A 23,341-nucleotide genomic window follows, 5' to 3' on the forward strand; every position below is an offset into this window, starting at 1 on the left:
CTTTGTAGTCCTTGACGGCAGTTAAGCTAAAATTTAAACTCGTCAGCCCCTAACCTAGAGTCTACAATGGATGCCAAAACTGCTCAAATACTAGATGGCAAAGCTTTAGCGACAAAGATTCAAAGCGAACTGAGCGAAAAAGTCCGCGCCCTACAACCCCAGATTGGGCGTCCTCCGGGACTTGCGGTGCTGATGGTGGGCGACAACCCAGCCAGCGCGGCTTACGTCCGCAACAAAGAGCGAGCCTGCGCTAAAGTTGGCATAGCTTCCTTTGGCCAGCATTATCCAGCAAACGTGACTCAAGCGGAACTCGAACTTGCAATTCATGCACTCAACGAGGACGATCGAGTAGACGGCATTTTAGTACAACTTCCGCTACCAGAAAACCTAGACGCAATTTCGCTGCTGTACCAAATTGCACCTGACAAAGATGCTGACGGACTTCACCCGGTAAATTTAGGTAGCTTGGTACGGGGTGAGCAAGGTTTGCGGAGTTGTACTCCCGCCGGAGTGATGCGGTTATTGCAGGAATACCAGATTGATTTGAAAGGAAAAAATGCTGTTGTTTTGGGCCGCAGTATTTTGGTGGGTAAACCGATGGCGCTGATGCTGTTAGAAGCCGATTGCACTGTTACTGTAGCTCATTCGCGATCGCAAAACCTAGAATCAATTACCAGCCAAGCCGATATTTTAATTGCCGCCGTCGGCCGCACCGAAATGATTGCAGCTAATATGGTAAAACCGGGAGCAGTAGTAATTGATGTTGGCATTAACCGCGTCGTCAATCCAGATGGTACTAGCCGTTTGGCCGGAGATGTAGATTTTAATGCTGTGAAAACAGTAGCCGGAGCGATTACGCCGGTGCCGGGAGGAATCGGGCCGATGACTGTTGCTATGTTGTTGGAAAATACAGTTTCTAGTTATACGAAAAAGATGGTTTGACGAGCGCGCGAATCATAGCGGAAATGTGCAGTTTTGCCTTGACATGAGATTGCTGTATCCGCTCTTTTGATTGCAGAAGCAGGAGCGGATACAGGAATAAAATCAGAAAATGCTTTCGGTACATCTAACTTGTGAAGAGGGCGAAGCATGACCGCATATAAGTTATTCGTTATAATCTCATATTGACGGAGGTCATGCTTCGCCCCTACAAAAATATTTTCCAAACCCAGATGTACCCAAATGCTTTTTACAAAAATGAGCGGTTCCTACTGAGATAATTCCGGCTAATTTGGGTAATGCCGACTATTTCTTGACAGCAACAACGCGAATTCGGCGATAATCTGCACTCCAATTACCATCGCGGTAAAGAGCGGGCCGCAAACGTTCTTCAACTTGTTTAATTGCGCGCGATCGCACGAACGGCGACAAACCCGACAAAAACCCGCCTGCAAACATCTCGATCCAATTTACCATACCAGCGCTGCCGCCTTCTAGGGGAGTCGGGCGATCGAACAAAACCGCATAACTCACATCAAAACCGTGGTTTTCCAGCAGCAGAGCATACTCGCCGATACTCGGAAAATACCAAGGATTAAGCGATTGGGGCTCCTCGCAGCCAATTTCCGACAAAACATTCAAAAGCGCGCGGGCGATCGCCCCCACATTCCCCTTACCGCCAAACTCAGCCACAAAACGCCCTCCCGGCTTCAGCGCTTTTTCCACGCAAGCGATCGCAGCATCCGGTTGTTTTATCCAGTGCAAAACCGCATTAGAAAACACAGCATCTAACGGCTCTTCCACTTGAAAATTCCTCGCATCCGCCGCCACAAAGTTAATGTGAGGATAATTTGATTTAGCAGTGGAAATCATCGCCAAAGAAGAATCAATACCTTGCACAAAAGCACCACTTTCAGCAATCTTTGCAGTTAACTGTCCCGTACCGCAGCCCAAATCCAGAATTCCTTCTCCCGCCTGCGGAGCCAGTAATTCTAAGAGCGATTCGCCGTATTGCCAAACAAAAGCGTGTTGCTGTTCGTAGAGATCCGTATTCCAAGAATCTTGTGTCATCATAACTACTCTAAACCTTTCTTCTCTCTCTGTGTTCTCTGTGTTCTCTGCGGTTAATAAAAAAATCCTCCTTCACAAAAGCGAGCGAATCATTTGCTAGCGAGTTCCGCGATCGCATTTTCATCAATCCTGCAAACCCTAATATTTTCCAAAATCCGCGCTCCCTGCTTCTCATAAAAAGCAACTCCCGCTGAATTTTTAGCATTCACAGTCCATTCAATTCGCCCGCAATTTGTGGATTCAGCAATTTGTGCCAAATGTTTCAACAAAGCTGTACCCACTCCCATACCGCGCATGGGAGCTTGCACAAATAAATCATCAAGCCACAGACAAGGCTGGGTCAACAAACTTGAATAGGTAGCATAAAACATCGCAAATCCTACCGCAGTGCCTGCAACTTCCGCCAACAATACCCGCACTAGCGGAGACTGACAAAATAACGCTTGTTGCAATTTATCGGCTGTTGCTGCCAACAGATTTTTAGCTCCATCGAACTCGCTTTTTTGCGCGATAAAAGTCAGAATTAGTTCTAAGTCTGCAAGTTCTGCTTCTCTAATTCTTACATCCAAATTAGCCATTGTTTAATTCTCAATCTCACCTATTAATCACTGTATGAAATATCATCATCAATGTCCAATATCTTTTTAGCTAATAACTTATACTTTTAAAATATTAATGATTGGGAAGCTATGGAACTGCGACATTTGCGTTACTTTATTGCCGTTGCAGAGGAACTGAATTTCACTCGTGCAGCGGAAAGATTGCACATGGCTCAACCTCCGCTAAGTCAACAAATTCAGCATTTGGAGGCAGAGTTGGGCTTTCAACTTTTTCGTCGCACCAAGCGGACAGTTGTGCTAACGGAAGCCGGACAGGTTTTTTTTGAGGAATCACAGAAAATTCTGCTACAAGTCGATCGCGCTATTCAACTTGGCAAACAAACCAGCCGCGGGGAACTCGGCCAACTCACTGTAGGCTTTGTGAGTTCCGCCGCGCACAATGTAGTTCCAGCCATCTTGCAGGCGTTTCGCACTCGGTGTCCCGCCGTCAAGCTCGAACTGCACGAACTCACAACTAACGAACAATTGCAGCGACTGCGGTTCGGGCGCATTGATATCGGCTTCGTGCGCCCTCCAATCGAGGAAGATGGCATAAATTCCGAAATCGTTTTTCGAGAACCTCTGATCGTGGCGCTGCCAGAAACGCATTATTTAGCCGATCGCGCTGTTGTAGAATTGCGCGAACTTTCTGCCGAACCTTTCATACTATTTCCCCGTTCCCTAGCTCCAGGATTGTACGATCCGATCGTCAGTCTGTGTCTGCAAGCAGGTTTTAGCCCGATCGCCGGTCAAGAAGCGATTCAAATGCAGACAATTATCAGCTTGGTAGCCGCCGAGATGGGGGTGGCGATCGTCCCCGCATCGATGCAAAACTTCCAGCGCACTGGGGTTGTTTACAAACATTTACAAGAACCAAGTCCGATCGTCTCAATTGCTCTAATTTGGCGCGACAATCCCACGCCAGCGGTGCAGCGGTTTTTGCAGACAGCCAGAGACTTGTCAAGTCTTCAATATTAGGGATTAGAGTCGTACCGATCGATCGCCACCGTAAAAGTCGGCGCGATCGACCTCGATCGCCGATCGATTAGTCCCAACCGAAATCTCTCCTAACGCCCGATTTCAACATCTTCAACGATACCAAGTGCGTCAGGTACTAGCACGGCTGCGGAGTAATATGCAGTAACAAGGTAAGACATAATCGCCTTTTCACTAATACCCATAAATCTAACAGATAAGCCTGGTTGGTATTCGTCAGCTATCCCCGTTTGCTGTAAACCGATCACGCCCTGATCTTCCTCACCAGTACGCAGCACAAGAATAGAACTGGTTTGGTTTTTGGTGATGGGTATCTTATTACAAGGAAGAAGAGGTACACCGCGCCAAGCAATAACTTTACTTCCGTCCATGTCGATGTTTTGTGGATAGATACCGAGGCGGTTACACTGCCGGCCGAAGGCTGCAATAGTGCGAGGATGAGCTAGGAAGAACTTCGACTTTCTGCGGCGGGTAAGCAGTTCATCGAGGTCATCAGGAGTAGGCGCACCAGTGCGGGGGTGGAGACGCTGTTTAAGGTCAGCATTGTGCAGTAAACCAAATTCACGGTTATTGATCAACTCATATTCTTGACGTTCCCGCAATGCCTCAATCGTCAGACGTAATTGTTGTTCCGTCTGGTTCATTGGTTCATTATACAAATCAGCGACGCGAGTATTGATCCTTAACACAGTTTGGGCAATACTTAACTCATATTCCCGGGGAGAAAGTTCGTAGTCAACGAAAGTCCCTGGTAATTGAGTTTCTCCAGTATGTCCTGAAGATAAAGCAATGGTGGCTTCACCCTGCTTATTCTGTGGTAATTGTGCGCGAGTTACGGCTCGATCGATCTGAGTCTGCAAAGCCGCCGACTGGTTCAGAATTTCCCTAAACGCTTGTTGTGGTAAGCTTAATACTGTGCATCGAGTCACAGCTTTAACCGTAAACTTCCAATTGCTTTGAGACGCTACTAAAACCTCATCGCCAAAATGATCCCCATCAGCTAACGCGCCCAATAAAGGTTCTTCTTCATATTTGGGAAGACCAAATTTATTAACTTTACCATGAGCGATCAGGAAAAGCCGATCGACTGGTTGACCTGATTGTACAATAATGTCACCAGAAGCAAACTCCTGTTGTACGAAGCGACTAGCTAAAGCTGTTAAGACTTCAACATCATCAAAACCTCGCAATAAGGGTAATTCGGTCAGTTCTTGAGGAATTACCTCAATATTTGCACCTGTATTCGTAAAAGTAATTCTCCCATCACCTAAAGTATAGGTTAAACGACGGTTTACCCGATAATTACCACCTTTTATCTGCACCCACGGCAACATCTTCAACAACCACCGCGATGTAATTTCCTGCATCTGTGGTGCAGATTTGGTTGTCGTCGCCAAATTACGGGCTGCGGCTGTACCTAAACTCAGTTGAGGTTGCTGACCTTCAACTTCCAAACTCGAATCATTAGAATATGTCATTACCTCATCCTTTACTTACTAACAAAAATACCCGCTCTAATAGGTGAGAGGTTAAGGCAATTGTTTTGTCAATAATTACTAGACATCTCCCATAATTATTGTGGAACAGGCATCTTGCCTGTTCCAGACAAGCTTTTTGAGAGAAGTCTACTGGATTTAACGCTTAAAATAGAGCGTAATTACCGATCGACAAAAATCATTTGCCTTAACCTCTCAGCACCAATAGACCTCTTAGACCTCTCCAAAAAAGCAAGTTTTGAACAGGCAGGATGCCTGTTCCACAATAATTATTGGAAAAGCAAGTTTTGAACAGGCAGGATGCCTGTTCCACAATAATTATTGGAAAAACAAGTTTTGAACAGGCAGGATGCCTGTTCCACAATAAATATGGTCGAGGTCTAATTAACGACCGACTTCTACATCTTCGAGGATGCCGAGTGCGTCAGGAACTAGGACGGCTGCGGAGTAGTAAGCTGTGACGAGATAAGACATAATTGCCTTTTCGCTGATGCCCATGAAGCGGACAGACAAGCTAGGTTGATATTCGTCAGGGATACCAGTTTGATGTAAACCGATAACGCCTTGTTTTTCAAGACCAGTGCGGAGTAAGAGGATAGAACTGGTGCGGGTATTTGTGATGGGGATCTTGTTGCAGGGAAAGATCGGTACACCACGCCAAGCCGGAACTTGTTGGCCGCCCATGTCAATGCTTTGTGGATAGATCCCTATGCGGTTACACTCGCGAGCAAAGGCTGCGATCGTGCGAGGATGAGCCAGGAAGAAGCCAGGGTCTTTCCATACCGTAGCCAGCAATTCGTCCATGTCGTCTGGAGTAGGTGCGCCAGTGCTACTGTAAATGCGTTGTTTGAGGTCAGCGTTATGCAGCAACCCAAATTCGGGGTTGTTGATCATTTCGTGTTCTTGACGTTCCCGTAATGCCTCAACAGTCAGACGCAATTGTTGCTCGGTCTGATTCATTGGTTCATTGTACAGATCGGCTACCCTGGTACTGATCCGCAACACGGTTTGGGCAATGCTCAAATCATATTGGCGGGGTGAGAGATCGTAATCAACGAAAGTACCTGGCAACTCAGTCTCGCCGCGATGTCCCGCAGATACATTAATAGCAGCTTCACCTTCAGTAGTTTGTGGCTGGCTGAGGATGGCGCGGAACTTATCGACCTGAGTTTGTAAAGCTTCGGACTGGTTAAGGATTTGCTCAAACGCCTGTTGAGGTAATGCTAATACGATACATCTGGTAAGAGCTTTGAGGGTATACTGCCAGGTGTCTTGAGATTCTACTAGAGATTCATCACCGAAACGATCGCCATCAGCGAGTACATCTAAAACAACCTGTTCGTCATACTTGCCAAGACCAATCTTGTTAACTTTACCACGGGCGATCAATAATACTCGATCGGCTGCTTGACCTATTTCAACGATCGTGTCCCCGGCAGCGTACTCTTCCTGCACAAACTGGTTCGCCAACGCAGTTAAAACTTCTGTGTCCTCAAACCCTCTGAGCAATGGCAACTCAGTAAGTTCTTGGGGAATTACTTGTACAGTTGCGCCAGTGTTGGTGAAAGAGACTCTTCCATCACCTACGGTATAACTTAAACGACGGTTAACTCGATATACGCCACCCTTTGTTTGCACCCACGGCAACAGTTTCAACAACCACCGTGAGGTAATTTCCTGCATCTGCGGTGCAGATTTGGTGGTCGTCGCCAAATTACGGGCTGCTGCTGTACTTAAACTCAACTGAGGCTGCTGATTCTCAACATCTGAACCCGAATCATTGGAATAGGTCATAAACTAATTCTTCACTTTCTAGTTACTCAAAAAACAACTTGGTTTTACTTCACCGAAGGGCGATCGAGAAAAACCTAAGTTAGCAAGACAGATTATCTTGTAAAAAGAGACAATCAAATCGTATCTTTGACAAAAAGATACAATTCGATTCAAATTTACCGATTATTGGCCAAAAAACTGCTTGCACCGACCAAAGATTTGATGTGTGCTGCCGAAGTGCCAAACCCTGTGGGCCCGTTGAGCAGTCGCACTACTGGGGAAGCACTATTACGCAATTCAAATTCCTTATAGCGGTCTACTTTCGTATGCCACTTGAGTACGCCACACATCCATTGTTCTAGTTTTTTGACATATGCAAGCAGTTTCTCGCGAGTGCTTTCATCCAGGTTGAAATCGTCAAAAAGGGCTGGCAGTTCGGTGGCGACAATGTGTTGAAACTGCTGCGCCCGCGCGGTCATCAGATTGTTCACAATCTCGACAGCCTGGATCATATCGCAGTTGAGGAAATTCTGCACAACCAGTACGATATTATGGATTTCCCCTTCAAATTCGATTTCTTTCTGGTAGGAGAAGATATCGTTAGTGAAACAGGCAAAGTCGGCCGCGGAATTTTCCAGCGATCGCATTGGCCGACTGTAGTAAATCTCCATTGGTATCTCGCCGCCCTGGGCTAGTCGAGACAAGCTCATTGTCAAATCCGAACCAAACGTCTTACGACGCATTTCAATATAATCGATCGGGTCTGGAATCCGATTTTGAGTTTGATTGGCAAGTTCCCACACCCAACTGTCAGTCATATCCTGGATCGCACGGCGGAACTCAGTCCGCGCATTAGCAGACATCGGGCCAGCAGTTCGAGACCAAATATCTGCCAAGCCACGTTCCACCGGATTAGTCGGCACCGCTGGGGGGGTGGAGTCGTCGAGAGGCATAAACGCCGACAGTCGGGCGTTGAACACTTTCGCGCCAGCCATGTCGCGGTTATTCCCGTAGAGTGCTGGGAAGTAATCATCGGCATAGGTTCCCCAAACCAGCCAGCAAGCTGTTAAATTTAGCTCATGCTCAGACCCATTCGGATGTATCCACGCACCGCATAGGGCTACATCAGCAACATCAAACTTGTGGTCATTCCAGATGAAAGCATCAGGAATGCCTGGTAGTGAGTCCAGCATCCCCATCCGGCGCGCCCATTCCTTAGAATGATTCCGCGCGGCATCCAGATTGGGATTCAAAGTAGTAGAGAAGGGCATATAAAAATTGGGCAATTTCACTGGCCCTACAGCCTGGTAGGGAACGTGAGTAAAGCTCTTGAACCTTCCTAAACCCAAGTTGGCGTATAACGACTCAAGCCGCGCCGCCGATGTGCCTAGTCCAGTAGGCCCACCCAGAATCGTTGGTGTCGCAGAATTATCCGCTTCCTGTTTGTTCATGTAGCGGCTCGATCGCATATGCCACTCGTGACCGCCCGACTGCCAGTCCTGAAGTCCTTTGATATAAAGGAGAACATGGGCACGCTCTACTGGATCTACTCCGTACTCCTCAAACAGGGAAGGTAACTCGGTGACAGCAGTATTATCAAACTGATATAACCGTGAGTTCAGCAGTTCATTGGTGAGGTTAGCCGCCTCTTGGGTACTCACATTGAGGAAGCGTTCTAAGACCAATACACAGTTCGAGTTCTCGCCTTCATCTTCTACTTCTCTTTGATAGGAGAATAGGTCGTTGCGTAGATGTACTCCATCGGCAAATGTTTCTTTCAAGACCCGCATTGGTCGAGTTGCGGCAATTTTGGCCGGAACTTCTACAAACGCGGCGTGTTCCACCAGATCCGCAGACCAGGGTGCGCCGCCAACTTTACGCCGCATCTCAATGTATTCGATGGGGTTGGCAATTCGATTTTGGTTGATATTGTCAAGTTCCCACATCGACTCATCCAAGAGGTTTTTGGTACTCTCAAAGAATCGTTGCCGCCATTCCACAGACTTAGTAAAGGCGGTGCGAGACCACAGGTTTGCCAAGCCCCGCTCTACTGGGTTGGTGGGAACGGGAGGGGTGTCGTTAGGGTAGATCGGCATAAATGCTGGCAGTCGATCGAGGTATTCCTTCGCCCCAACCATGTCTTGACTACGCTTGTAGATTTCCAGAAAGTGGTCGTCAAAAAAGAATACCCACACATACCAGTCGGTTACTAAGTCTAGTTCTGTTGCTGGTGCGTCTGGATGGGTATAGGAGCAAAGCAAGGCGTAGTCATGGGCATCGAATTTGCGTTCGTCCCAAATAGGCTGGCCTTGGGCTTCTTCTTTTGAGCCAAGTATCCCCATCTCGTAGGCCCATGCTTTGGAATGAACTCGCGCGGCTTCCAGATTAGGGTTCAGCCGCGCCGGCCAAGGCATATAAAATTCTGGCAATTTAAATGGTTGCATAATCGGCGTGTAACCTTCTGTTGAGTCTTATTGGTATTTTTGCCGACCAACGGCTGAGTTGTGGCGGTTGGCGATCGCTCTCGTCGGCCTAGCCAAGTCCAATATGTGGTTTGTGATTGTACAGTAGGCTAGTTCATATCCACGGTAGCGCTCGACTCAATAAAATTTAACAAAATAGTTTGGTGAAGCAGAGCGATCGATCGCACATCTCTTGACTGCTCAGAAAAGCAGATTCAGTCCCGAATCTGTTCCGGTGTCAACAACTTCATATCCCAACCCTCAAGCAAAACTAAATCCTTGACATCCACACTAATAAGTTTCTGTGCAACAACACCCGTAAAATGATTAAATTGAGTCTCAGATTTCGAGCGATCGCCCCCCTAAAAGTCGGCGCGATCGACCAAAACAACTCACAGTATCCTTTCGTCACATTCAGTACAAGAGAGCAAGGGATGGTATTTGCAGCAACAGAAATGGATTCGTCTCAACCGGAATCCGCTTTCGACTTATCTACTTACCTAGTCGAACAAAAAAAGGCGATCGAGGTAGCTCTCGACGGTGCGATCCAGGTCATCTACCCAGAGAAAATTTACGAAGCCATGCGCTACTCACTGCTAGCAGGGGGCAAACGGCTACGTCCGATCCTGTGTCTGGCTGGGTGCGAAATCGCCGGTGGCACTTCCCAAATGGCAATGCCCACAGCTTGCGCTTTGGAAATGATCCACACCATGTCGCTAATTCACGACGATTTGCCGGCAATGGACAATGATGACTATCGGCGCGGCAAACTGACTAACCACAAAGTCTACGGCGAAGACATCGCAATTTTGGCTGGCGATGGTTTGTTGAGCTATGCCTTTGAATTTATCGCCACTAAAACTGAGAACGTACCCCCCCTACAGGTGTTGCAGACGATCGCCCATTTGGCGCGCGCGTCCGGCGCTGCTGGACTCGTAGGCGGTCAGGTACTTGACCTGGAATCGGAAGGATTGAAAGATGTTTCTATAGAAACTTTGACCTACATTCACGCTCACAAAACCGGCGCGCTGTTAGAAGCCTGCGTGGTTTGTGGGGGAATTCTGGCTGGGGCTTCTGCTGCGGATTTGCAGCGGCTTTCGCGTTTTGCTAAAAATATTGGGCTGGCTTTCCAGATAATTGATGACATTCTGGATATTACTGCTACTCAAGAAGAATTGGGCAAAACCGCTGGCAAAGATGTTCAAGCCGGAAAGGTGACTTATCCGAGTTTGTGGGGAATTGAGGAGTCTCGGCGCCAAGCCAAAGAGCTTGTTGCTGATGCTAAGGCTCAATTGGCAGTGTTTGGAAGTAAAGCCCAGCCTTTATTGGGAATCGCCGATTTTATTACCAGCCGCAGTAACTAGAAATACTAAAGAATATGCAGGAAATTTGCAGCGGCATCTTACACAATCATGTACTGATAGTTGCTTTGATCGCTTGTCTGTCGGCTCAAATCATTAAATTGCCGATCGAATTAATCAAAAATCGTAAGTTTAATCTGCGGTATTTGGTAACAACGGGCGGAATGCCCAGCTCTCACTCATCTTTTGTGGGCGCTTTGGCTGCGGGAGTCGGACAAACGATGGGATGGGAAAGTCCAGAATTTGCGATCGCAGCCATCTTTGCAATTATTGTCATGTACGACGCTGCTGGAGTCCGCCAAGCAGCAGGGAAACAAGCTCAAATCCTCAACCAAATTATCGACGAGTTTTTTGAGGAAGACCACAACTTTAATGAGGCTCGCCTGAAAGAGTTGCTGGGACACACTCCTTTTCAAGTGTTCGTCGGTTTGGGGCTGGGAATCGCGATTTCTTGGATCGCAGGGCCTGCATATTAGTCATTAGTCATTAGTTAACAGTTGACAGTTGACAGTTGACAGTTGACAGTTGACAGTTGACAGTTGACAGTTGACAGTTGACAGTTGACAGTTGGTTCAAATTACCAATGACCAATGACCAATGACTAATGACCAATGACTAATGACTAATGACCAATGACTAATGACTAATGACTAATGACTAATTACCAAATTCTGCTTGCAGCAAGTCATCGTTGTCATCGGCGATGGTGGCTACAATAGTAATAGCGCGTGACATTTCCCCAGCAGAGATTTCGGCGATCGTCCGAGTTGATATTACGGCAACTTGGTTGTCAACGATCGCAAAATGAGATTCTAAAGTAGCCAGCCAATTCATTTCTAGCAGTTTCCGCATTAATTCAGCTTCATTCTTTGCCGGCAACTGAAGCACAAAAGCCCAAACAGTTAAAGTATCATTTTCGGTTTCGCCCGTGAGTTGCACGAACACTTCAACGCTCCCGTACTTGAATTTCCAAAGATGTCCGCCAGCTTCATTTTGACCGACCATCACTTTTTGGTCTACAGCCATGCTGGCAATCACAGTTTCAATTTCTTCGGCATAGCTCACTGCTGTGGCTTTTTCGACCTGCTCGGAGGCGATCGCGCTTTCGCTAGAGAGGCTTTCTGCGGAAGGTGTTTGTGGGTTTGGCTCGCTGTTAGTCATGATTAATATTTAAACGGAAAAGTGTTCCAATAATCTTTACCAATACAGTTTACTTCCTCTTCAGGACTTAGCAAAATAGGACTTATAGGATTTTGGATTTTAGGTTTTGGATTTTACATTAAAGAATTCGGTATGACTTAAATAATGAGTGGTTCCCAGGCTGTGCCTGGGAACCCATATCCTGAGCTCTCCCTCACCTGTATCTAAGCCTTGGGCTTAGCAGCCGCGGGCTTCTTCTCAATCGGTTTTAATCCATTGAGGAACATCGGCACAAATTTCTCCACAAATGCTTGCGGATCTCGGTTCCAGGCCCGCTGAGCTACATCGACTCTGGTCATTTGCAAATCGGGGGCGAGCAGAGTGGCTGGCAAGCGTTCCATCAGGTATTGTGGGCGTTCCCACATCGGCATCGTGTTGGCAATGTCCACGAGACGGGTGACGCGACGCAGTTCTGCTCCCAGCATGATATCCATTCCCGATGCAAATGCTGCTTGTTCGATCGCTGCATACTTGCGTTTCGCCTGTTCCACCTTCTCGCGGTGTGCCGGGCTCTTCGCAGCAATTTTACCCAGCCAGCGGTTGCCCCAGCGGACGTGACCAGCTTCTTCGGGAAAAATCTTTTCGATGGTTTCGCGGATTTTGACGTTTTCGTCGGTTTGAGGAGCATTTTTGAGGGCGTGGATGTGCGCTGAGAAATACTCGCATCCCCGCTTCTCGGTGACGTTAATCGCCGCTAGGGAAGAAATTACAAAATCTTCGCGGTCTTTGGTAGGGTCTTTTTGGTCGCTGTCGAGCAACCTTTCAAATTCGTCAATGTAGGAGACTCCTGGCGGCGTTCCCACCTTCTCGCCGATGTCTGCGAGCAAGTCTGTAAGCCACATGGCGTGTCGCGCTTCGTCCGAGATATGCCGAGAAAGATCGCGCACGAGTTCGGCCGGTTCGCCGTCTAGCTGCTCGATCAAGTCGGTGAGGTCTTTGCAACTGCGCTGTTCGCTGTAGCGGTAGCGGTTGAGGGTAATCAAGTGGATTTCGCGATCGCGCACCACTTGACTTAAAATCTCGCGCGCTCCCATGCCGTTGCGAAGCTTGCGGGGATAGGCAACTGTCATGTTTGTATGTTGTTTTGTAAAGATACCTGTATAAGTGTAACGCAGTTTTTAGGATACCAATGACCTCAGCAGGCAGAAACTTTGTGTGCGCTTTTGGCAAAGATCGATCTTGAAGGTTTTGCCAGCTCAGTTATTTATGTCGATCGCTCTGCGTTTACATTTCATACTGCGCCTGGGCGATCGCACGATTCGCGATCGGCTTACCAATGTATTTAGGAACAGGTTGTTTTGCATTAAAATACAATAAAATTTCGATATTTTTATCTACCTTTAGACAGGTATTTTATAAGTTATTTCTAGAAGAATATTTTGCTATTTATATCAGAATAACTGAATAAATAAAAGAAAAATTTAGGTAGCTAAATTAACTTTTAAGCGTTATATTGATTTATGGAAGACAAAACCTAGGTGACTCACTTGGCTGACATCGTTGATACCGCCGTTTCGGCAGGCTCTTTTACAACTCTGGTTGCTGCCGTCAAAGCTGCTGGTTTAGTCGATACTCTCAAAGGCACCGGGCCCTTCACAGTTTTCGCACCCACAGACGAAGCTTTTGCTAAGCTTCCCGCAGGTACTGTAGAAGCACTGCTTAAGGACATTCCTAAGCTCACAAAAATCTTGACTTATCATGTCGTTGCTGGCAAAGTTATGGCTGCTGATGTAGTCAAGCTGAAATCTGCCAAAACAGTTGAAGGTTCAGAAGTGAAAATTGATGCTTCCAATGGCGTCAAAATCAATGATTCTACCGTTACCACAGCCGATGTTGCTGCTGATAATGGCGTCATCCACATCATCGATACAGTCTTGCTTCCTGCGTAAGCACAGATTTAGATAGTGCAATAATACTATCTTGAGGGCGGTGGCTGTTGTTAGCCACCGCCCGATTTTAATTGATAGTTAAAAATAAATATCTTACCATAAAGAATTGGGGTGCATCTCACTTTGGTAAATATGTTTGTAGGGGCGAAGCATGACCGAAATCAATATGAGATTATAACTAATAACTTATATGCGGTCATGCTTCGCCCTCTTCAAAAACCAGATGCACCCAAGAATTGGTTAAAAGCCGGAACCCTTTTAAGGAGAAATTAAAATCAGACTATTCATTACTCCAATCCTCGGACTTCCAGGTAGATGTCGCTATCAACTGTCAAGCGGTCAACCCTTCGACTTCGCTCACGACAAGCTGTCAAGCGGTCAACTGAATGAAGCAGCGCGATCGCAAAAACCATCATAGAGCAGGGGGAATTGGTCGATCGCACGAAGCGATTGTCTGCCCCAAATTTGTCGCCGCTGGATTTACCGGAAAAACAGGCTGTAAGCCAATAGCATTCGTACTCTGAAGCTTATTTGCGGTTGATGCGTAGATGCCATGCCGCGAAACCCAAAATTTCTCCCAGAAACCGGGTTGATGGGGGCTGAGCTTAAATAAGATACAATAAGAACCACAAGGAAAGTGCGATCGACATTATTTGACAGTCAAGTTATGCAATCTACAACTCAGTCCGAGACAGAAACGGCGATGGACGCTCCCAAACACGGATTGCCCGTTACAATCATTACAGGATTTCTCGGCAGCGGCAAAACAACCCTGCTCAACCACATCCTGACCAACCAGCAAGGTTTGAAAACAGCAGTTTTGGTCAATGAATTTGGTGAAATCGGCATCGACAACGAACTGATTGTCACTACAGACGACAACATGGTCGAGCTGAACAACGGCTGCATCTGCTGCACAATTAACGAAGATTTGGTTAATGCAGTTTACAAAGTTTTAGAACGTCAAGAAAAGCTCGACTATCTAGTAGTCGAGACCACCGGACTCGCCGACCCGCTGCCAGTAGCTCTGACTTTTTTAGGCACAGAACTGCGCGACATGACCCGTCTAGATTCAATAGTTACAGTAGTAGACGCAGCCAACTACAGCTTAGATTTGTTCAACTCAGAAGCAGCCTACAGTCAAATAGCTTACGGCGATATTATTATTCTCAACAAAACAGATTTGGTTGAAGAAGCAGATTTAGATTTGTTGGAAGTTAAGATTCGCGATATCAAAGAAGGCGCTCGAATTTTGCGAACGGTAAAATCGCAAGTTCCCTTACCTTTAGTCCTCAGCGTCGGATTGTTTGAATCTGACAAATATTTTCAATCTGAGGAAACTGCTAGCAGTCACGACCATCACGATCACGGTCATCACGATCACGACCATCACGATCACGGTCATCACGATCACGATCATCACGATCATCACGATCATCACGACCATCACGATCATCACGATCATCACGATCATCACGATCATGCCCATCACGACCACTCCGGCCATTTAGACAATGACGGATTTACCTCAATTTCTTTCCAAAGCGACAAGCCGTTTTCTCTGAGGAAATTTCAATATTTCTTAGACCACCAAATGCCAACAAACGTGTTTCGCGCGAAAGGGATTATGTGGTTTGAAGAAAGTCCGAAACGGCATATTTTCCACTTGAGCGGCAAGCGATTTTCAATGGATGACGATCAGTGGAAAGGTGAGCCAAAAAACCAACTTGTTCTGATCGGTCAGGGTTTGGATACCGAGACTTTGCGATCGCAAATCGAAAACTGTCTCTGTATGCCTGCACCCAATCGCGGCAAAGGATTCGGGAAAAACTAACCTGGACGCAACTGTCACATTAAATCCAGGTACGTAGTTGCGCTTAAGCGCTCTTAAAATCCAGGTATGTAGTTGCGCTTAAGCGCTCTTAAAATCCAGGTACGTAGTTGCGCTTAAGCGCTCTTAAAATCCAGGTACGTAGTTGCGCTTAAGCGCTCTTAAAATCCAGGTACGTAGTTGCGCTTAAGCGCTCTTTTTGGGATATCGGAAAGAGCGCTGAAGCGCAACTACGTACCTAAGAATTTATCCCTATATATGTCCAGGACTGTTTGAGATTCCCATGCGAGTCATCATCCAGCGAGTCAAATCATCTCAAGTCCAAGTTAACGGTAAAATTATCGGCAAAATTGGCTGCGGACTCAACTTGCTTGTAGGTATTGCGGACACCGACACCGAAGCAGAACTCGACTGGATGGCTCGGAAATGCCTATAATTGCGTTTGTTTCCCGACTCGGCCAGCGACGGCGGGCGCTGGGACAAGTCCGTACAAGACATCGGCGGCGAGTTCCTGGTTTTGACATACTCCCCGGCGTAAACGCGCGGGGATTCTTTACGCTTCATCGAGATGTGCCTCCTTCGTGGTCTTACCTTCTCTCTGCGTACATTTAGAGTCGTGGCAATGCCCTATCCCGACTTTTTCTATATTTCTCGCAGCGTTTAAATCCCTGTCTTGCTGAGTACCACAATTAAGGCACACTAGCGAACGAACAGATAGGTCTATTTTACCCCACTTAAACCCGCAATCTGAGCACACTTGGCTAGTTGGTTAAGAGCGACTAATTACCCTGAATTCTCTGCCAAACTTTTCAGATTTAGCCTCACATAAAGCTCTAAACTCGTACCATCCTTGCTGACTAATTACTCTGGCAAGTTTCCGATTTTTGACCAGACCCGACACATTCAAATCTTCCAAAATAATAGTTTGATTCTCACTAACAACTTTGGTCGATAGTTTGTGCAGAAAGTCTTTACGGGTATCCCCCATTTGGTTGTGTAATTTAGCAATCTGAATGCGAGTTTTGTTTCGGCGCTTTGAGTCCTTGGGCTGCCTTGCCAACTTGCGTTGCAATCTGCGATTTTTTCGGTCTAACTGTTTGTAGCTTGGACTTTTAGCTGATGTTCCGTCGCTCATTGCTGCAAAGGTTTTAATACCCAAATCGATGCCGATGCTGTGTTTTTTAGCTTCGACTATATCGGGATTTATCTCTACAACAAAGCTCAGGAAGTAGCGGTTAGCACAATCATTGATGATTGTGACAGAGCTAGGAACTGACGGCAGTGCTCTCGACCAAATTGGCTTAACAATACCAATTTTAGCTAAATAAACCCCATCTTCTTTGATTGAGAAGCCTCCGCGAGTCAACCGGGCAGACTGGCTATTCGTGCGTTTTTTGAACTTTGGATAACCGACTTTGCGCCCTTTTCTTTTTCCCTTGCATGACTCAAAAAAATTCTTAAAGGCTGTCTCCAAATCTGCTACAGATTGCTGTAGTGCAATATTTGAGACTTCACTCAACCATGCTCTTTCCTCAGTTTGTTTGGCTTGAGTGATAACCTGATGAAGAAGGTTTGCCGATTTCGGTTTTTTTTCGGATTGTTTGCAAACGGCTAAAGCATCATTCCATACTACCCGCACACAACCAAACAACTGAGCTAAACTCTGTTGCTGTTGGTTGCTGGGATAGAAACGGAATTGATACCTTGCTTTCATTTTTACTGGCTATTTATTTACTCTATTATACTGCTATAGCCTTTATCAAAAAGATGAGGTATGACTGACAGCTTATATAACCGCTTAAACCAAGAGGGCCCAAGCCCAACAACATCCGCGAATCTTTCTGAGAACCGCTATATACTGCCAGTTGCTAACAATATCCAGAATTAAAGCCGTCCTAAAAAGACGGGGCTTGTATCCCAATTTTTTCGGTCAGTCAGTTTACTCTCTACGGCGACTGTCGCAAAGGTCGGCTTCTGGTCGTTCGATCGCTCTGCCGCCCCAGAAGCCGCCGAAAAACTTTATGAAAAATTTGTCGAAAAGTTGCGCCAGAGTGGCTTAAAAGTTGAAACAGGGCTGTTTGGAGCCATGATGCAAGTGTCGATCGAGAATGACGGCCCAGTCACTTTGGTATTAGAGTAGGTACGTTGTTGCGCTTGAGCGCTCAAGCGCAACAACGTACCTTTTTTTAATGTGCCAGTTGCGTCCAAGACTGACACTAATACTTCTTGTTCTCTTCTTTAGTATCTTCGCGGTTCGTTCAAAAAAAGCCGTTGCCCCTTTTAAAAGAAAATTTCTAAATTGACCGGGTTTCCCAACTGCTGTGGCGTAGGTTCTGAAGACATTGCAGTTCGCTACATTCTGCCGAGTCTCAATTCCGCAATCTCCGACGCCGAAAACCCCCTCAAAAGGCCAGTTGCTAAATTGTCCACTCAGCGGCCCCGGAACACCGTCCATCTTTGTCGCGATCGCCACACCCGCATAACAGCTCAGAAGGCTTGTACAGTAAGGCTTTGAAGGCAATAAAATCTATCGTCAACAGCCAGCGCTTAAAATCAGATTCGGCAGCCAAAAAATGTTGCATGAGAGAGTGGAACACTGGCATCACTGTGCCTATCTGTATTTCCCTATATTCAATACATAGAGAGTTGAATCAGCCGTGCCAAGCGAAACCGCCAGCAACTGCCGCCTCGCTCCCTGAAAAATGTCCTCGCACTGCGCTACCACCCGATAAACGCCATGACTGTCACAACTGCCACCAACCCCGTCAACTGCAACACTGTTTCTAACCTCAACTTCATTCCAGCCGCCTCCACCGAACAAACCGCCGAAATCAATACAGTTTCCAGCATCGATGTCTTGGCTTTGGCTGAATTCGCCCTCAAAGAGTTGGAAGCAGAAATGAAAACTGCCAGCCGCAGCGCTCAAGCAGTGGCGATGCGAATTGCTAAGGAAGTCGAACGGATTTGCCAAAAAAGCGATCGCATCCAAATTTCCGGCGAAGTTGAAGCTTGGCAAATCACCTTGGCCGAACACCGGTTGCAAAAAACTCTCGAATTCTACCGCCTCGGTTCCAAACAAGGCCGCGTCCAACTGCACTCTCACCTCGCATCGATGATTTACCGTCATGTTGCTTCCTTCCGATCGAACTTGAACTTCCAAGCTCGCTACAACATGATTGAAGACTTTTTGCAAGGCTTTTACATCGAAGCTTTGCGCGCTTTCCGCCGCGAACACCAACTGGATCTCAACTACACTCCCCGCACCCAGATTGAATTGGCTGAGTACATGGCTTTCACCGAACAATACGCCAAGCGCCAAATCGGTTTACCCGGCCGCAACCGCCAACGCCTGATCGTGCTGCGCGCTCAAGGATTTGCTAAGGGCCAACCTCCTGAAACTGCGATCGACATTGAAATGGCTGTAGAATCCGGCAAGGGAGAAGATGCAGAAATGTACAGCCGCTCTCCGGCGCTGCAACAAGTCCGCGAACAAATGGTTTCGGAAACTGTCGATCCGGCTGATGCTGTGTTGCGCGATCGAGTAGTCACCGAATTGATCGCCTATCTGGAAGCTCAAAATCAGCCCGAATGCGTGAACTACTTGACTTTAAAATTGCAAGATCTTTCGGCTTCAGAAATCGATCGAGTTCTCGGTTTGTCCTCCCGCCAGCGCGACTACCTGCAACAACGGTTTAAGTACCACGTCGAAAAATTTGCCCGCACTCAAAACTGGAAACTCGTCCACGAATGGCTGGGTGCTGATGTCGATCAAAAGCTGGGCATGACTTCAGACAAATGGAAAGATTTTCGCGCTCAACTGTCGCCCGAACAACAACAACTGTTAGCAATGAAGCGGAATCAAGAATGCGACAAGGCGATCGCCACTGCACTCAACTGCACCCCCAAACAAGTCCAAAAACGTTGGGCGCAACTGTTGGATCTGGCAAGCCAGACTCGCAACAGCAGCCAAGCATAACGGGTGATCCAACATGAACGCAAGTGTTTTATTGAGATTGGAAAATGCGATGGGTGCGGCACCGGAACCGGAATGCCCGCCCCGCAGTCCGCTCTCAAATCTACCAGTGCTGCTCGATTATTACCCAAATTATCGCCGCTTTCCGGCAAATTCAATTTATTAAAACAACATTACTTTTATTAATATTTCCCATTCCCAGGTTATGCCTGGGATTTTTTTTATTAGTAATCATTAATCATAATTTATTAAAAATACAGGTAAAATTGGTTCGTAGTGAGGACTTCAGTCCTCATAAAAATTAGAGGACTGAAGTCCTCACTACGAACTTATAAAGATGATTTTACCAGACGTGATGTCAGTCATAACTTATTAGAAAATACCAGCCCAAAGGAGAGTACATCCCTGGGTTGAAAAGTGCTGTATCCGCTGCCTCCCCCCAATAAAAGATCTATAATTTTTATGCAGGTCTAAAAATTTTTGCTTTGAGGTGCGTAGTCATGTTTCCAGTGTGGTTGCAGGCAGAATTTTGGGGTTTAGTGGGTGGTTCGGCGCTGCTACTGGGAGCGGCGGTGGGTTACTTTATCAGGATTCCCCAGCGCGCGATCGCCACAATTATGGCTTTTGGCGCCGGTGTGCTGATTTGGGCGCTATCTTTTGAGTTGATGGATGAAGCTTACAAGCGCGGCGGTTTTGACTCAACGGCGATCGGCTTTTTGGGCGGCGCTGCTGTTTATACAGCCGCCAATTGGTTTTTGAATCAGCAGGGAGCAAAACACCGCAAGCGATCGGGCTCTTTGCACCCTGCTAAAACAGAATCAAGCGATAGCGGATTGGCGATCGCCGCAGCAGGGGGTATTTTAGCCACGATCTCAGATACGATGATTCCCGAAGCATTCGAGGAAACTCACGATTTTGCTGGCTTAATTACTGTCTGCGGGTTTTTAGCTGCTTTTGTTCTTAGCAAGTTAGGGGAAACATAATTAGTCATTGGCGATCGATCATCAATCATCATTATTTATTAGTCAGTGACAACTGGAAATGAGAAATTGCTGAAAGTTATAATGTTTTTGATATGGGCACAGACGAACTTGATATGTTGCCAAAGTGTATCTAGGAACAAAAAAGCGTATAATCAACATCAAAGACCGGAGCCAGTCAACAGGTGCTGAAAAATATATGTGTCTAGAGCCAGGGTATATCCTTCACGAAAGGTACCAAATTATCAAGAAATTGGGACAGGGAGGGTTTGCGATTACCTACAAGGCTAACGATCTAGCCAAACCCGGAAATCCCGAGTGCGTTGTTAAGGAAATTCCTTTTCCTTCATCGAATGCTCCGCACGTCTTGGAGAAGGCAAGGACGCAATTTGAAAAGGAAGCTAGTGCTTTGCGCTGTCTCGGCAATCACCCGTGCATTCCCCAATTATTCGCTTACTTTGAAGAAAACGACCATTTTTACTTAATTCAAGAATACATTGAAGGACATCAGCTCAAGGAAGAACTCACTCCAGGTACACAGTGGGAAGAGGATCGGGCGATCGCCTTGTTGCTGGAAATTCTGGAAATTTTAAAGTTCGTCCATAAACAAAATATTATTCATCGCGATATTACACCTTCTAACTTAATTCGGCGCACAACAGATAACAAAATTGTTTTAATTGATTTTGGGGCTGTCAAAGAAATCAGCACTTTGACTGCTGACTCTACAGGTAGAATATTCACATCGCAGGCGATCGGCACCAGCGGTTATATGTCTCCGGAACAATCAAATGGGCGTACTGCCCATGCTGGTAATGATATTTACTCCGTAGGGATGATCGTGATTCAAGTTCTCACCGGGAAGCATCCCACAGAGCTCAAAAACTACGATGGTGCTGGTGAAATTATCTGGCATGACTCCACGTCCGATCGCACTCCGCTACCAGTGAGTGATAATCTAAAAAATATTCTCGATCGGATGGTTCGCTTCCACTATCGAATAAATCGATATCAATCTGTGACTGAGGTTTTGCGAGACTTGAACGCGATGCGATCGCCTCTATTACTCGAACCTGCGCCGAATTTGGGAGCGTCTGATTCTGATGAAGTTTCGCCAAACCAGGATTCGCCACCGAGCAAAGAACCCGAGTCAGGCCAAACTCCGCCGCAGGGGCGATCGCGCTTTCGCTGGCTGCTGTTGGGTGTTGCGGTAATTGCCGCAGGGGCGATCGTAATTTCAAACATCAAAAAATCCCCGATAATCCATAAAAATTCCCCGCAATCGACCCTACCTACAGCCTCACCTGCACCCTCCCCAGATGGTGTAAGTTCCGGCGAAAAACTCCTAGTAAAAACCGCCGCCATGTGGTCAAAACAAAGGGCAATAAATGAATTTGCGGAACCAAATTATCCTGAAGCTTTAAAATTGTTCAAACAGTCCTGGCAGGAAGACCGCAGAGATCCAGAAACTTTAATTTACACCAACAATGCTCTGCTAGAGGCGATAGGTGCAGAGTATTATACCATCGCAATTGTTGTTCCCATTCGCAGAAATCAGGACGGGACAGGAACTATAGTCAATGCAAGTTTAGCCGAAGAACTGCTGCGCGGTATTGGTCAAGCTCAAACCGAAGTTAATTTAGGTCTTCTGTCTGCAAATAACAGCGAACGAGATTTTCCCGGTCAAGGCTTTCTCGAAGCAAAATCGATTAAAGGAAAAGGTCTAAAAGTAATCATTGCTGATGATGCCAATATCAAATCCTACGCAGTTCAAAGGGCAAATTACCTAGTCACTCAACCAAATATTCTAGCAGTCATCGGACACTACACCAGTGACATGACGGTAGAAACAGTAGATATTTACAATCAAAATAAACTGGCCCTCATTTCTCCGGGAAGCACAACAGAAGAACTAACGCGCAAACCTCGGAAATTTTTCTTTCGGACAGCCCCAACAACTAGCAAAGAAGCTGAAGGCTTAGTAAATCAACTGATTAAAGTCGGTCAAAAAAGAGTTGCCGTTTTTTACAATCCCAATAGTCCGTTTAGCGCATCTTTGTGGGAAGAATTCAAAAAGCAATTTGAAGCCGAAGGAGGTTCGACTTTTAGATCCAGTAATTACGACTTATCTAAAAATGATTTTAACGCCGAAGCAGCTATCAAAGAAGTTGAGAAAGCCAAAATAACAGCCATAGCTCTCTTTCCCGACGGTCAAGTCACTAATTCTCTCGAACACGCGCTCGATATGATTAAAATCAACGATGGTCTCAATTGGATTGTTGGCCCTTGGACTCTATACGATCCGAGAACTTTAGAAGCAGTAAAACAGGTAAAGTCTGTTGAAAAACTCGCCGTATCCGTGTTTTGGCATCCGTTAATCAGTTTTGATAAAAAGTTTCCAGTTAATGCTGAAAAATTGTGGGGAGGCCCAGTCAATACTCGATCGGCTTTAACCTACGATGCCGCTAAAACGCTGATTAAATCCCTAGAATTACAGCCAGAACCCAGCCGTGAAGGAATGCAAAAAACCTTAGCATCTCCAGACTTTAAAGCTGACGGTGCCACGGGTATAATTGAGTTTGACTTGACAACTGGAAATCGGAAAAACCCTCCTAAAGCTTTAGCGCACGTTGTTCCGTGTGCTAGAGAACAATTTGGTGTTACGTTTGTGCCGATCGAATTTCCGACAGCCGCCGCCGCAGGTTTAAAGTGCGACTAACGCTTTGCCAGAAAGAATTGGTTGAAAGCCCGCCCGCCCGGGAGAAATTAAA

The 23,341-nt window shown here is 46.5% G+C and carries 21 protein-coding genes and 2 pseudogenes; 13 read left to right on the forward strand and 10 right to left on the reverse strand.

Annotation, left to right across the window (positions count from 1 at the left end):
* Positions 1-66 precede the first annotated feature (66 nt).
* Positions 67-942 carry a bifunctional methylenetetrahydrofolate dehydrogenase/methenyltetrahydrofolate cyclohydrolase FolD gene (folD, locus tag JGK11_RS01175; protein ID WP_293176518.1) on the forward strand — a complete coding sequence of 292 codons (876 nt, stop codon included), beginning with the start codon at positions 67-69 and terminating at the stop codon, positions 940-942.
* Between the two features lie 303 nt (positions 943-1,245).
* Here folD and JGK11_RS01180 read toward each other — a convergent pair whose 3' ends face one another.
* Positions 1,246-2,076 carry a class I SAM-dependent methyltransferase gene (locus JGK11_RS01180; RefSeq protein ID WP_293176546.1) on the reverse strand — a complete coding sequence of 277 codons (831 nt, stop codon included), beginning with the start codon at positions 2,074-2,076 and terminating at the stop codon, positions 1,246-1,248.
* 23 nt (positions 2,077-2,099) lie between these two features.
* A complete protein-coding gene (locus JGK11_RS01185; RefSeq protein ID WP_293210283.1) occupies positions 2,100-2,588 on the reverse strand; it encodes a GNAT family N-acetyltransferase in 489 nt (162 codons plus the stop codon).
* A gap of 111 nt (positions 2,589-2,699) precedes the next feature.
* Between JGK11_RS01185 and JGK11_RS01190 the strand changes: the two genes are divergently transcribed.
* The gene (locus JGK11_RS01190; RefSeq protein WP_293195882.1) at positions 2,700-3,587 is read left to right on the forward strand and encodes a LysR family transcriptional regulator; all 888 of its coding nucleotides are present in this window, start codon (positions 2,700-2,702) and stop codon (positions 3,585-3,587) included.
* 89 nt (positions 3,588-3,676) lie between these two features.
* Here JGK11_RS01190 and JGK11_RS01195 read toward each other — a convergent pair whose 3' ends face one another.
* From JGK11_RS01195 to JGK11_RS01205, 3 genes are all read right to left on the reverse strand, one after another.
* Positions 3,677-5,083: a family 2B encapsulin nanocompartment shell protein gene (locus tag JGK11_RS01195; protein WP_293210285.1), complete on the reverse strand. Its 1,407-nt coding sequence runs from the start codon at positions 5,081-5,083 to the stop codon at positions 3,677-3,679.
* Between the two features lie 402 nt (positions 5,084-5,485).
* The gene (locus JGK11_RS01200) at positions 5,486-6,895 is read right to left on the reverse strand and encodes a family 2B encapsulin nanocompartment shell protein (RefSeq protein WP_293210287.1); all 1,410 of its coding nucleotides are present in this window, start codon (positions 6,893-6,895) and stop codon (positions 5,486-5,488) included.
* A 155-nt stretch (positions 6,896-7,050) separates the two neighbouring features.
* A complete protein-coding gene (locus JGK11_RS01205) occupies positions 7,051-9,318 on the reverse strand; it encodes a family 2 encapsulin nanocompartment cargo protein terpene cyclase (RefSeq protein WP_293176528.1) in 2,268 nt (755 codons plus the stop codon).
* A gap of 452 nt (positions 9,319-9,770) precedes the next feature.
* On the opposite strand from JGK11_RS01205, the gene crtE reads away from it, so the two are divergent.
* On the forward strand, positions 9,771-10,700 hold the full coding sequence (gene crtE / locus JGK11_RS01210) for a geranylgeranyl diphosphate synthase CrtE (protein ID WP_293176548.1): 930 nt from the start codon (positions 9,771-9,773) through the stop codon (positions 10,698-10,700).
* 14 nt (positions 10,701-10,714) lie between these two features.
* Positions 10,715-11,173 (forward strand): divergent PAP2 family protein, encoded by a 459-nt coding sequence (locus tag JGK11_RS01215; protein WP_293176530.1) that lies wholly within the window; start codon positions 10,715-10,717, stop codon positions 11,171-11,173.
* Positions 11,174-11,354: 181 nt separating this feature from the next.
* Here JGK11_RS01215 and JGK11_RS01220 read toward each other — a convergent pair whose 3' ends face one another.
* Both JGK11_RS01220 and JGK11_RS01225 read right to left on the reverse strand, forming a co-directional pair.
* On the reverse strand, positions 11,355-11,858 hold the full coding sequence (locus JGK11_RS01220) for a YbjN domain-containing protein (protein ID WP_293176532.1): 504 nt from the start codon (positions 11,856-11,858) through the stop codon (positions 11,355-11,357).
* Between the two features lie 203 nt (positions 11,859-12,061).
* Positions 12,062-12,967 carry a ferritin-like domain-containing protein gene (locus tag JGK11_RS01225; RefSeq protein ID WP_293185554.1) on the reverse strand — a complete coding sequence of 302 codons (906 nt, stop codon included), beginning with the start codon at positions 12,965-12,967 and terminating at the stop codon, positions 12,062-12,064.
* 93 nt (positions 12,968-13,060) lie between these two features.
* Between JGK11_RS01225 and JGK11_RS01230 the strand changes: the two genes are divergently transcribed.
* The 4 genes and pseudogenes from JGK11_RS01230 to JGK11_RS01245 form a co-directional block, all read left to right on the forward strand.
* Positions 13,061-13,183 carry a hypothetical protein gene (locus JGK11_RS01230; protein WP_293202748.1) on the forward strand — a complete coding sequence of 41 codons (123 nt, stop codon included), beginning with the start codon at positions 13,061-13,063 and terminating at the stop codon, positions 13,181-13,183.
* Positions 13,184-13,384: 201 nt separating this feature from the next.
* On the forward strand, positions 13,385-13,786 hold the full coding sequence (locus JGK11_RS01235) for a fasciclin domain-containing protein (RefSeq protein ID WP_293185555.1): 402 nt from the start codon (positions 13,385-13,387) through the stop codon (positions 13,784-13,786).
* Between the two features lie 667 nt (positions 13,787-14,453).
* On the forward strand, positions 14,454-15,620 hold the full coding sequence (locus tag JGK11_RS01240; protein WP_293195892.1) for a GTP-binding protein: 1,167 nt from the start codon (positions 14,454-14,456) through the stop codon (positions 15,618-15,620).
* Between the two features lie 280 nt (positions 15,621-15,900).
* Positions 15,901-16,140: pseudogene (locus JGK11_RS01245) on the forward strand (D-aminoacyl-tRNA deacylase); the annotation flags it as partial.
* A gap of 30 nt (positions 16,141-16,170) precedes the next feature.
* On the opposite strand, the gene JGK11_RS32785 reads toward JGK11_RS01245, so the two are convergent.
* Together JGK11_RS32785 and JGK11_RS01250 are read right to left on the reverse strand one after the other, a co-directional pair.
* Positions 16,171-16,374 (reverse strand): zinc ribbon domain-containing protein, encoded by a 204-nt coding sequence (locus JGK11_RS32785; protein ID WP_325315276.1) that lies wholly within the window; start codon positions 16,372-16,374, stop codon positions 16,171-16,173.
* Between the two features lie 12 nt (positions 16,375-16,386).
* Positions 16,387-17,331 (reverse strand): transposase, encoded by a 945-nt coding sequence (locus tag JGK11_RS01250; protein ID WP_325315275.1) that lies wholly within the window; start codon positions 17,329-17,331, stop codon positions 16,387-16,389.
* Positions 17,332-17,546: 215 nt separating this feature from the next.
* Between JGK11_RS01250 and JGK11_RS01255 the strand changes: the two are divergent.
* Positions 17,547-17,757: pseudogene (locus tag JGK11_RS01255) on the forward strand (D-aminoacyl-tRNA deacylase); the annotation flags it as partial.
* Between the two features lie 277 nt (positions 17,758-18,034).
* On the opposite strand, the gene JGK11_RS01260 reads toward JGK11_RS01255, so the two are convergent.
* Positions 18,035-18,187, reverse strand: coding sequence for a hypothetical protein (locus tag JGK11_RS01260; RefSeq protein WP_293210289.1), 153 nt, complete (start codon positions 18,185-18,187; stop codon positions 18,035-18,037).
* Positions 18,188-18,354: 167 nt separating this feature from the next.
* Between JGK11_RS01260 and JGK11_RS01265 the strand changes: the two genes are divergently transcribed.
* The 4 genes from JGK11_RS01265 (at position 18,355) to JGK11_RS01280 (ending at position 23,289) form a co-directional block, all read left to right on the forward strand.
* Positions 18,355-19,593: a HetZ-related protein gene (locus tag JGK11_RS01265; RefSeq protein WP_293210292.1), complete on the forward strand. Its 1,239-nt coding sequence runs from the start codon at positions 18,355-18,357 to the stop codon at positions 19,591-19,593.
* 13 nt (positions 19,594-19,606) lie between these two features.
* Positions 19,607-19,756 (forward strand): hypothetical protein, encoded by a 150-nt coding sequence (locus tag JGK11_RS01270; RefSeq protein ID WP_293189555.1) that lies wholly within the window; start codon positions 19,607-19,609, stop codon positions 19,754-19,756.
* A 334-nt stretch (positions 19,757-20,090) separates the two neighbouring features.
* The gene (locus tag JGK11_RS01275; RefSeq protein ID WP_293195900.1) at positions 20,091-20,573 is read left to right on the forward strand and encodes a hypothetical protein; all 483 of its coding nucleotides are present in this window, start codon (positions 20,091-20,093) and stop codon (positions 20,571-20,573) included.
* A 196-nt stretch (positions 20,574-20,769) separates the two neighbouring features.
* A complete protein-coding gene (locus tag JGK11_RS01280) occupies positions 20,770-23,289 on the forward strand; it encodes a bifunctional serine/threonine-protein kinase/ABC transporter substrate-binding protein (RefSeq protein ID WP_293210294.1) in 2,520 nt (839 codons plus the stop codon).
* The last annotated feature ends 52 nt before the right edge of the window (positions 23,290-23,341 follow it).

This window comes from Microcoleus sp. PH2017_34_RAT_O_A, assembly GCF_020737885.1.
GTDB lineage: Bacteria > Cyanobacteriota > Cyanobacteriia > Cyanobacteriales > Microcoleaceae > Microcoleus.

Excerpts from the sequence above, each read along its gene's own strand:
- JGK11_RS01200 (WP_293210287.1), bottom strand. The coding sequence starts at position 6,895 with ATGACCTATTCCAATGATTCGGGTTCAGATGTTGAGAATCAGCAGCCT.
- JGK11_RS01250 (WP_325315275.1), bottom strand. The coding sequence starts at position 17,331 with ATGAAAGCAAGGTATCAATTCCGTTTCTATCCCAGCAACCAACAGCAA.
- folD (WP_293176518.1), top strand. The coding sequence starts at position 67 with ATGGATGCCAAAACTGCTCAAATACTAGATGGCAAAGCTTTAGCGACA.
- JGK11_RS01215 (WP_293176530.1), top strand. The coding sequence starts at position 10,715 with ATGCAGGAAATTTGCAGCGGCATCTTACACAATCATGTACTGATAGTT.
- JGK11_RS01270 (WP_293189555.1), top strand. The coding sequence starts at position 19,607 with ATGAACGCAAGTGTTTTATTGAGATTGGAAAATGCGATGGGTGCGGCA.
- JGK11_RS01205 (WP_293176528.1), bottom strand. The coding sequence starts at position 9,318 with ATGCAACCATTTAAATTGCCAGAATTTTATATGCCTTGGCCGGCGCGG.
- JGK11_RS01190 (WP_293195882.1), top strand. The coding sequence starts at position 2,700 with ATGGAACTGCGACATTTGCGTTACTTTATTGCCGTTGCAGAGGAACTG.
- crtE (WP_293176548.1), top strand. The coding sequence starts at position 9,771 with ATGGTATTTGCAGCAACAGAAATGGATTCGTCTCAACCGGAATCCGCT.
- JGK11_RS01185 (WP_293210283.1), bottom strand. The coding sequence starts at position 2,588 with ATGGCTAATTTGGATGTAAGAATTAGAGAAGCAGAACTTGCAGACTTA.
- JGK11_RS01280 (WP_293210294.1), top strand. The coding sequence starts at position 20,770 with ATGTGTCTAGAGCCAGGGTATATCCTTCACGAAAGGTACCAAATTATC.
- JGK11_RS01275 (WP_293195900.1), top strand. The coding sequence starts at position 20,091 with ATGTTTCCAGTGTGGTTGCAGGCAGAATTTTGGGGTTTAGTGGGTGGT.
- JGK11_RS01220 (WP_293176532.1), bottom strand. The coding sequence starts at position 11,858 with ATGACTAACAGCGAGCCAAACCCACAAACACCTTCCGCAGAAAGCCTC.
- JGK11_RS01195 (WP_293210285.1), bottom strand. The coding sequence starts at position 5,083 with ATGACATATTCTAATGATTCGAGTTTGGAAGTTGAAGGTCAGCAACCT.
- JGK11_RS01225 (WP_293185554.1), bottom strand. The coding sequence starts at position 12,967 with ATGACAGTTGCCTATCCCCGCAAGCTTCGCAACGGCATGGGAGCGCGC.
- JGK11_RS01240 (WP_293195892.1), top strand. The coding sequence starts at position 14,454 with ATGCAATCTACAACTCAGTCCGAGACAGAAACGGCGATGGACGCTCCC.
- JGK11_RS01265 (WP_293210292.1), top strand. The coding sequence starts at position 18,355 with ATGACTGTCACAACTGCCACCAACCCCGTCAACTGCAACACTGTTTCT.